The organism is Rhizobium sp. UBA1881 (assembly GCF_002338015.1).
Lineage (GTDB): Bacteria > Pseudomonadota > Alphaproteobacteria > Rhizobiales > Rhizobiaceae > Rhizobium.
Genome location: NZ_DDHH01000001.1, coordinates 403 through 9,349 on the forward strand (window position 1 = coordinate 403; position 8,947 = coordinate 9,349).

An 8,947-nucleotide genomic window follows, 5' to 3' on the forward strand; every position below is an offset into this window, starting at 1 on the left:
GTCGCCGCGCAGCACCCAGGCGATCGCCATCTGCGCCAGCGTCTGGCCACGACGTTCCGCGATCTCGTTGAGCTTGCGGATGTTGTCGATGATCTGAGGACGGATGAAGTCCTTCTTGAGGAAGTGGTTCTGCGCCGCGCGGCTGTCCTGAGGGATACCGCCGAGATACTTCGTCGTCAGCATGCCCTGCGCCAGCGGTGAGAAGACGATCGAGCCCATGCCGACCTCGTCGAGCGTATCGAGCAGCTTGTCGTCCTCGACCCAGCGGTTGAGCATCGAATAGCTCGGCTGGTGGATTAGGCACGGCGTGCCGAGATCCTTGAGGATGGCGGCAGCTTCGCGGGTGCGCTGCGAATTGTAGGACGAGATGCCGACATAGAGCGCGCGGCCGGAGCGCACGATATGGTCGAGCGCGCCGCAGGTTTCTTCCAGCGGCGTATCCGGGTCGAAGCGGTGCGAATAGAAGATATCGACATAGTCGAGGCCCATGCGCTTCAGGCTCTGGTCGCAGGAAGCGATCAGATACTTGCGGCTGCCCCACTCGCCATAGGGGCCCGGCCACATGTCGTAGCCGGCCTTGGAGGAGATGATCAGCTCATCGCGCAGGCCCGCAAATTCGGTGCGCATGATCTCGCCGAAGGCCGTCTCGGCGCTGCCGGGAGGCGGGCCGTAATTGTTGGCGAGGTCGAAATGGGTGATGCCGAGATCGAAGGCCGTGCGGCACATGTCGATCTTGCGGTCATGCGGCGTATCGCCGCCGAAATTGTGCCAGAGGCCGAGCGAAACGGCCGGCAGCTTCAGGCCGGAACGGCCCGTGCGGTTGTACTTCATCTTCGAATAGCGGTCGGAAGCCGGTTGCCAGCTCATATGTCCTCATCCCTCGTATATAGAAACGGCGCGGGTTCGTCGCCCGCGCCGGACCATAGACCTTTAGGCACGCACATCAAGAGCGCCCATTATTTCTGAAGTGCCAATCACTTCAGAAGTGCCTGCGCCTCTTCGATGCCGAGTGCGGCCGGCTGCGTGCAGGTCGTCGTCAGTTCGATGAAGCGGCCTTCCTCGCCCGACTTCAGGATCGAGGTCATGACGTCGACGCCGTGCAGCGTGCGATCGAGCGAGCAACGCGCATCGCGCCCCTCGATGATCGCCATCGCCATGTCGGCGAGACCCGCCGTACGATAGTTGGCGCGCGGTCCCTGCGGGCTCTCCTGGTTGGAGATGCCGAAAGGGTGCTCCCAGCCATCGAGCGGCTTGATGTCCTTGTCGCGGCCGCTCGCCTCGACCACGCCGCCGAAGAAGTTCGGATCCGGCACGTAGAGCGAACCATCGGTGCCGTAGAGCTCCATGTTGGCATGGCGGTGAGACCAGACGTCCCAGCTCGCGGTGAGCGTGACCGTCGCGCCATTGACGAATTCCAGGATCGCCTGGATCGTCGTCGGCGTCTTCACCGGGATCGTCTCGCCGTTGCGCGGCTCGCTGGTGATCGTGCGGGTCGGCGACGCCATGGAGGTCATCGCGCCCACACGCTTCACCGGACCGATCAGGTTGATCAGGTTGGCGATGTAGTAAGGGCCGAGATCGAGGATCGGGCCGCCGCCGGGCAGGAAGAAGAAATCCGGGTTCGGATGCCACATCTCCATGCCGGGGCTCATGACATAGCACGCGCCGGAGGTGACACGGCCGATGCCGCCCTCGTCGATATACTTGCGGGCGAGCTGATGCGCGCCGCCGAGGAAGGTGTCTGGCGCGCAACCGACGGAGAGGTTTTTCTCCTTGGCGATGCGGCGCAGCTCCTCACCCTGCTCCAGGGTGAGAACCAGCGGCTTTTCCGAATAGACGTGCTTGCCGGAGAGCAGTATCGCTTTCGAGACCGGGAAGTGCGCGTCCGGGATCGTCAGGTTGACGACGACGTCAACCGCCTCATTGGTGAGCAGGTCCTCGATCGTCTGCGCCTTGACGCCATACTCGGCGGCACGGGCTTCGGCGGCCTGCATGTTGAGATCGGCGCAAGCGACGACCTTGAGGCCCTTGAACAGCGGGGCCAGCGAAAAGTAGGTGGTGGAGATGTTGCCGCATCCAATGATGCCGACGCCAAGTTCCTTGGTCATGATGGTCCTCAGTAGGTCTTGAAGGATGCGATCGAGCGGGTGATCAGACGATCGATATCGGCGGGATTGTCATGCTCGACGACGTAGTGCTTGGTCTTGGTGCCCTTCAGCGCCGCGACGAGCTTCGGCCAATCAAGCGTGCCGTGGCCGACATCGGCCCAGCCGTCTTCGTTCTTGTTCTCGCCTGCCGGCGCGATGTCCTTGACGTGCGCCGAGGTGATGCGGGACCCGAGCTTCTCGATCCATGCGAAGGGATCGGCACCGCCGCGAACGACCCAGGCGATATCCGCTTCCCACGAAATGTCAGGCGCGCCTTCGAAGATGCGCTCGATCGGCAGCGAGCCGTCGGCGAGCTTCACGAATTCGAAGTCGTGGTTGTGCCAGCCGAACTCGTAGCCTGCATCCTTGTAAGGCTTGCTCATTTCCTGCAAGCGCTTGCCGAAAGCCAGCCAGCCGGCGCCATCGGTCGGGCGCTCATCGGCCGCCAGATGCGGCGCATAGATGGAATCCATGCCGAGGATCTTGGCGATGTTCAGCGACTTCTGCACTTCGCCGTCGAGGAAATCGGGGCTGAAGTGGCCGCTCGCCATCGTCAGACCGTTCTTGTCGAGTTCGGCGCGCAGGCCCTTGAGGCCGGCATCGTCGAGATCGGCATAGATGCCGCCGAAGCCTTCGACTTCCTGATAACCGGCCTTGCCGAGCTTTTCGAAGATCGCCGAATAGGGCTGGAAGTTGCGGGCGCTATAAAGCTGGAAACTCAGTTTCGTCATAATATCCTCCTCGGGCCTCGTGCCCATTCATTTAATCAGGATCAATCCACGGACTGACAGGACTGCAGGTCGTAGAAACGGAAGTCCGGCAGGGCGCCACCAGCAAGCGGCGTGGCCGGGGTGAAGGTGATGCGGCGCGTCTCGCCCGCCGCCAGATCGAAGGCATTGTCGGAATACCTGCCGTCGGTCTCGGTTTCGATCATCACGAAGAGCGCAAGTCCCTTCGCGGTGACGTTGAGGCAGACAGAGCCATCCTCTTCGACATATTCGTGCGTGACCATCAGGCCCGCCGGTTCGAGCTCCAGCGCCTTGTAAGTGCCATCAACATAGTGCCCCTCGCCGCCCATGCCGTTCGACGCCGTGAAGCGCCAGGCAAGCAGCGTGCCCGAGGGGATATCGGAGAGGTCGATGCTGGCAGCCGTCACCGCTGCATCAGGCGTGCAGACCGCCTGCACATCCTTCAGGTGTTTGCGCTCGCCCTTCATGTCGATGATCGAGATTGACAGGTCGACGCTGACGTCATCAAGCGTGTCGTTGACCAGCGAGAAGCGGATCTGCTTGCCGTCGTCGGATGGGATGGCGGCGACCGCGACCGGCTGGAAGAAACGCTTGACCAGATAGTGCATCGCCTTCCAGCGGCCGCCGTAATCAAGGCTCGACCACGACGCCACAGGCCAGGTGTCGTTGAGCTGCCAGTAGATCGTGCCCATGCAATGCGGCTTCAGCGACCGCCAGTATTCCACCGCCGTCTTGATCGCGAGACCCTGCTGAATCTGGCTGAGATAGACGAAATTCGGGAAGTCCTTCGGGAAGCGGAAATAGCGGAACATCGTGCCGGCAATGCGCTCGTTGCCGCCGGCATTCTTCTGATGCAGCTCCATGACCGGCGACGCGACGTTCATGTCCTTGGCTTCGGCATAGGTCTTGATGACGGGAAGCGAGGTATAGGACTGGAAGCCGAACTCCGAGCAGAAGCGCGGGCGAACGGATCGGTAATTGTCGAACGACTTGTTCTCGTGCCAGACCGACCAGTAGTGCATGTCGCCCGAGCCATCGGCATGCCAGGCATCGCCGAAGTCGAGATAGCCCGACGCCGGGCTCGACGGCCACCAGATCGCATCCGGCGCCGCCTTCTTCATGGCCTGCTCGATAACCCGGTTGAGGCGGTCGTAGGAGACGAGATAGCGGTCGCGGTCCTTGCGCGATTCCTCGAACCAGGTGAGCGCGCCCACCAGCTCGTTGTCGCCGCACCAGAGCGCGATCGACGGATGCGAGTTCAGGCGGCGAACCTGATAATCGACTTCAAGCGCGACATTGTCGAGGAAGTCCTCGGTCGAGGGATAGAGGTTGCAGGCGAACATGAAATCCTGCCAGACCATAAGGCCGAGACGGTCGCAGAGATCGTAGAAATGATCATGCTCATAAAACCCGCCGCCCCAGACGCGGATCATGTTCATGTTGGCGGACTTGGCCGATTGCAGCAGGTCCTCGGTCTTTTCCGGCGACGACAGCGAAAACAGTGCGTCGGCGGGAATCCAGTTGGCGCCGCGGCAGAAGATCTCGCGGCCGTTGACCTTCAGCGCGAAACGGGCGCCGGCAGCATCCGGCGTGGTGATGAGCTCCACGGTGCGCAGACCGATCTGCTTAGTGACGGCGTCTGCAGGCAGATCGACGGTCAGCGCAAAGAGCGCCTGCTCACCGCTTCCCGCAGGCCACCAGAGGCGCGGCTTGGCGATCTCGAACACATGATTGACGACAGTCTCGCCGGCGCCGACGCCGACATCGAGACGCACCCGCTCGCCGTCGAGCGAGAAATGCACGGGAACGATGCCTGGGTTCTTGGAGAACAGCGTCGCCGTGACCTTCAGATCGACGGAACCGTCGAGATTATGCACCTGCTGCGTCGTCACATGCTCGATGCGGGCGGTGTCGAGGCGGCGCAGCGCGATCGTGCCGTAGAGCCCGAGCGGCGCGATCGCGATGTTCCAGTCCCAGCCGAAATGGCACTGCGGCTTGCGCAGCATGTTGCCGTTGGGGATCGGCGAATTGCCGGTCGAATAGGGAATGTAGAAGGGCTGCTTGCCCTGCCGGTCGGCACCTGCCGCGATGCTCGAATGCAGGACGATGCGGATGACGTTTTCGCCGGATTTCAGATGACTGCTGACATCCGGGCGATAGCGACGGAAGCTGTTGTCGGCGACGAGCGCCGGCGAGCCGTTGATGAAGACGGCCGCCACCGTGTCGAGATAGTCGATATCGAGATACCAGTCGCCATCCGGCTCCGACACCGTGAAGCTGCGCTCGATCGACCAGTCGCGATGTGCCACCCACTGCACGACCTCTTCGTTGCGGCCGAAATAGGGATCGGGAATGAGCTTGGCGGCATGGAGAGCCGAATGCACATCGCCCGGAAGCGTGATCGGCGCGGTGATTTCACCATCCGTGGAGGTGAGCTTCCACGAGCCTGAGAGGTCGAGGTTGAACCCGTTGGTGGGCAAGGATGTCATAGCACTGTCCGATCAGGCCGCTCTTGGGAGAACCCGTCACCGGGCTGCGACCGAATGTGGTATTGGAAGAACGGGCGGAACCGCTTGGGACGGCCCCGCCCGCAGCTTAGTCGTCTAAAGGCGCAGTTCCGTCTCGGCGTCGAAGATAGACGCCAGCGACATGTCGAAGCCGAGCTTGACCTGTGAACCCGGGCTGAAGCGGCGGGCGCCGTTGATGCGCACCGACATCGTATGTCCGGCATGCTTCAGCCAGAGCAGGTTGTCGGCGCCCATTGGCTCCTCGATATCGACGGTCGCGTCATGAACCTCGGCGCCGAGGTTCTCGTTGACCTTGATATGCTCCGGCCGCACGCCGAGCGTCACCTTCCGGCCCGCCTGCAGCGGCCCGCTCGCCTCATAGGCATCGACGTTGAAATCGACACCATTGGCGGTGAACACGGTGGCATCGCCCCGCTTGGCGATCTCGCCGCGCAGGAAGTTCATCGACGGCGAGCCGATGAAGCCGGCGACGAAAAGGCTCTTCGGCTTGTTGTAGATCGTCGTCGGATCGGCAAGCTGCTGGATTTCGCCGTTCTTCATGATCGCGATACGGTCCGCCAGCGTCAGCGCCTCGATCTGGTCGTGGGTGACGTAGATCATCGTGTTCTTCAGCGATTGGTGCAGCCGCTTGATCTCGACGCGCAGCTCCGAACGCAGCTTGGCGTCGAGGTTGGAAAGCGGCTCGTCGAACAGGAACACGTCGACATCGCGCACCAGGGCACGGCCGATCGCCACGCGCTGACGCTGGCCGCCAGAAAGCTCGGCCGGCTTGCGCTTCAGGAGCGGCTGGATCTGCAGGATTTCGGAAGCGCGGGCCACGCGTTTGTCGATATCGGATTGCGGGATCTTGGCGACCTGCAGGCCGAAGGAGAGGTTCTTCTCAACCGTCATCTGCGGATAGAGCGCGTAGGACTGGAACACCATGCCGATGCCGCGGTCCTTGGGCTCTTCCCAGGTGACGTTGCGGCCCTTGATGTGGATCTGTCCCTCGCTGATATCGAGCAGGCCGGCAATGCAGTTGAGCAGGGTCGACTTGCCGCAGCCGGACGAGCCGAGCAGCACCAGGAACTCGCCGTCATTGATCTCGAGGTTGAGATCCTTGAGGACGCTGACAGCGCCGAAGTTCAGCGAAAGGTCTTTGATGGAAACGCTTGAATTCATGGGTCAGCCTTTCACTGCGCCGGCGGCGATACCGCGGACGAACAGACGTCCAGACACGAAATACACGATGAGCGGCACCAGACCCGTGAGGATGGTTGCGGCCATATTGACGTTGTATTCCTTCACGCCCTGGACGGAATTGACGATGTTGTTGAGCTGCACGGTCATCGGATAGTATTCCGGCCGGGTGAAGACGACGCCGAACAGGAAGTCGTTCCAGATGCCGGTGACCTGCAGGATCATGGCGACGACGAAGATCGGCAGCGACATCGGCACCATGATCTTCAGGAAGATCTGCCAGAAACCGGCGCCATCGACGCGGGCGGCCTTGAACAGCTCCTGCGGCAGCGATGCGAAATAGTTGCGGAAGAGCAGCGTCAGGATCGGCATGCCGAAGATCGAATGCACGATGATCAGGCCTGTCAGCGTCCCATAAATCCCCATTTCACGTAGCACGATGACGATCGGATAGATCATCACCTGGTAGGGAATGAACGCGCCGATGACGAGGATCGAGAAGAACAGCTCCGATCCCTTGAAGCGCCAATTGGCGAGCGCATAGCCGTTGACCGAGGCAATCGCGATCGAGACGATCACGGAGGGGACGGTGATCCGCACCGAATTCCAGAAACCGCGCGAGAGACCGTCGCAGTTGAGGCCCGTGCAGGCCGTGGCCCAGGCCTTCACCCATGGCTCGAAGGTGATTTCCATCGGCGGCGAGAAGATGTTGCCCATGCGGATTTCGGGCATCCCCTTCAGCGACGTGACGATCATCACGTAGAGCGGCAGCAGGTAATAGGCGGCGGCGACGAACAGCGTGCCGTAGAGCATGATGTTGCGCGGCGAGAGCACCCGCTTCGGCTTCTTGCCGTTCGGTCCGTCGAAGGACTTGACCGGTGCCAGTGCGACTTCAGCCGTCTTGAGAGCGATGGTATCAGGCACGTTTACGCCCTCCCCCGAATTCCAGATAAGCCCATGGAATGATGATGATCGCGACCGTGGTCAGCATCATGGTCGAGGCGGCGAAGCCCTGCCCCAGGTTCTGCGCCTGGAACATGTAGTCGTAGACATACTTGGCCGGCACTTCCGATGAGATGCCGGGGCCACCAGACGTCTGCGCCACCACGAGGTCGTAGACCTTGACGATGCCCGACGCGATGATGACGAGCGTGGTGATGAAGACGGGGCGCATCATCGGAATGACGATGAAGAGATAGGTCTTCCACATCGGAATGCCGTCGACGCGCGAGGCCTTCCAGATATCCTCGTCGATCCCGCGCAGGCCGGCGAGCATCAGGCACATCACAAGGCCCGTTCCCTGCCAGAGTGCTGCGATCAGCACGCCATAAATGACGATGCTCGGCGTATAGAGCGGATCGAAGGTGAAGCTCGTCCAGCCGAGCGAACGCACCACCGACTGCACGCCGAATTCCGGATTGAGCACCCACTGCCACACGAGGCCGGTGACGATGAACGACAGCGCGAAGGGGTAGAGAAAGATCGTCCGGAACGCATTCTCGAACCGGATCTTCTGATCCATCAGGGCGGCCAGCGTGAAGCCGATCACCAGACTGAAGATTAGGGAAAAGATGCCGTAAAGGGCGAGGTTTTCGATGGACACGATCCATCGCGGCGCGGCCCAGAGCCGCTTGTATTGGTCGAAACCAACGAAGCTCATCCTTGGCAGGAGCTTCGAGTTGGTGAAGGAATAGAACACCGTCCAGACCGTACCGCCGAGAAAGATGACCAGGGCGGTAAGGATCATCGGGATGGATGCAATTTTGGAATTCAGATTGCGCAGCAACTGATTTGGCCGGCCGGCTTTCGCTGGACCCGTCATTGTGTTTCCTCCTGACACGCACTTGCTTTTTTGACCGAGAGCAGCGGCCGATGCCGGACACCGCTCCCGTCTCTTGCCCCGGATGGTTCCGGCCGCATCCTCCGCAGCCGGAAATCACCGGGAAAGCACTGCCACGAGCCCGCCGCCACTGGCGGTTAGGGCAAATCCGGCTCCCCGTTCCTGGGCGGAAAGCCGGATCGCGGCAGTACGAGCAGACGATCAGTCGGCGGAGCCGATGATTTCGGCAAAGCGCTTCTGCGCCGCCTCAGGCGTCATCGAGGCATTGGCGAAGAACTCCGAGAAGAGGTCCTCCTTCTGCTTCTGGCTGTCGGCGGAAAGCAGCTGGTCGGTGCCTTCGACGATGTTGCCCTTCTTCAGGATCTCGAGACCCTTTTTCATGCAGTCGTTGGCAGCCTCGAGATCGACATCACCGCGAACCGGCAGCGAGCCTTTCTTGAGGTTGAAGGCAACCTGGGTCTTCGGATCGAGCAGCGTCTTGGCGAGAACGTCCTGCGCCTTCGA

The 8,947-nt window shown here is 61.5% G+C and carries 7 protein-coding genes and 1 pseudogene; all 8 read right to left on the reverse strand.

All coding sequences use genetic code 11. The features are described 5' to 3' along the window. The coding region (locus B3605_RS00010; protein WP_296431437.1) for an aldo/keto reductase at positions 1–867 on the reverse strand (867 nt) is incomplete at its 3' end. Between the two features lie 107 nt (positions 868–974). Beyond that, positions 975–2,108 carry a Gfo/Idh/MocA family protein gene (locus B3605_RS00015; RefSeq protein WP_112941707.1) on the reverse strand — a complete coding sequence of 378 codons (1,134 nt, stop codon included), beginning with the start codon at positions 2,106–2,108 and terminating at the stop codon, positions 975–977. 8 nt (positions 2,109–2,116) lie between these two features. Next, positions 2,117–2,878 (reverse strand): sugar phosphate isomerase/epimerase family protein, encoded by a 762-nt coding sequence (locus B3605_RS00020; RefSeq protein ID WP_112941708.1) that lies wholly within the window; start codon positions 2,876–2,878, stop codon positions 2,117–2,119. 41 nt (positions 2,879–2,919) lie between these two features. Next, positions 2,920–5,385: a beta-mannosidase gene (locus tag B3605_RS00025; protein ID WP_112941709.1), complete on the reverse strand. Its 2,466-nt coding sequence runs from the start codon at positions 5,383–5,385 to the stop codon at positions 2,920–2,922. 114 nt (positions 5,386–5,499) lie between these two features. Beyond that, on the reverse strand, positions 5,500–6,585 hold the full coding sequence (locus tag B3605_RS00030) for an ABC transporter ATP-binding protein (protein WP_112941710.1): 1,086 nt from the start codon (positions 6,583–6,585) through the stop codon (positions 5,500–5,502). A gap of 3 nt (positions 6,586–6,588) precedes the next feature. Beyond that, the gene (locus B3605_RS00035) at positions 6,589–7,515 is read right to left on the reverse strand and encodes a carbohydrate ABC transporter permease (RefSeq protein ID WP_047512438.1); all 927 of its coding nucleotides are present in this window, start codon (positions 7,513–7,515) and stop codon (positions 6,589–6,591) included. Positions 7,516–7,519: 4 nt separating this feature from the next. After that, positions 7,520–8,425 carry a carbohydrate ABC transporter permease gene (locus tag B3605_RS00040; RefSeq protein WP_296431445.1) on the reverse strand — a complete coding sequence of 302 codons (906 nt, stop codon included), beginning with the start codon at positions 8,423–8,425 and terminating at the stop codon, positions 7,520–7,522. A gap of 219 nt (positions 8,426–8,644) precedes the next feature. Then, positions 8,645–8,947 (reverse strand): annotated as a pseudogene (locus B3605_RS00045) (carbohydrate ABC transporter substrate-binding protein); the annotation flags it as partial.

What these genes read in the sequence shown, in the direction of transcription:
- B3605_RS00040 (WP_296431445.1), bottom strand. Translation starts at nt 8,425, where the DNA reads ATGACGGGTCCAGCGAAAGCCGGCCGGCCAAATCAGTTGCTGCGCAAT.
- B3605_RS00020 (WP_112941708.1), bottom strand. Translation starts at nt 2,878, where the DNA reads ATGACGAAACTGAGTTTCCAGCTTTATAGCGCCCGCAACTTCCAGCCC.
- B3605_RS00025 (WP_112941709.1), bottom strand. Translation starts at nt 5,385, where the DNA reads ATGACATCCTTGCCCACCAACGGGTTCAACCTCGACCTCTCAGGCTCG.
- B3605_RS00030 (WP_112941710.1), bottom strand. Translation starts at nt 6,585, where the DNA reads ATGAATTCAAGCGTTTCCATCAAAGACCTTTCGCTGAACTTCGGCGCT.
- B3605_RS00015 (WP_112941707.1), bottom strand. Translation starts at nt 2,108, where the DNA reads ATGACCAAGGAACTTGGCGTCGGCATCATTGGATGCGGCAACATCTCC.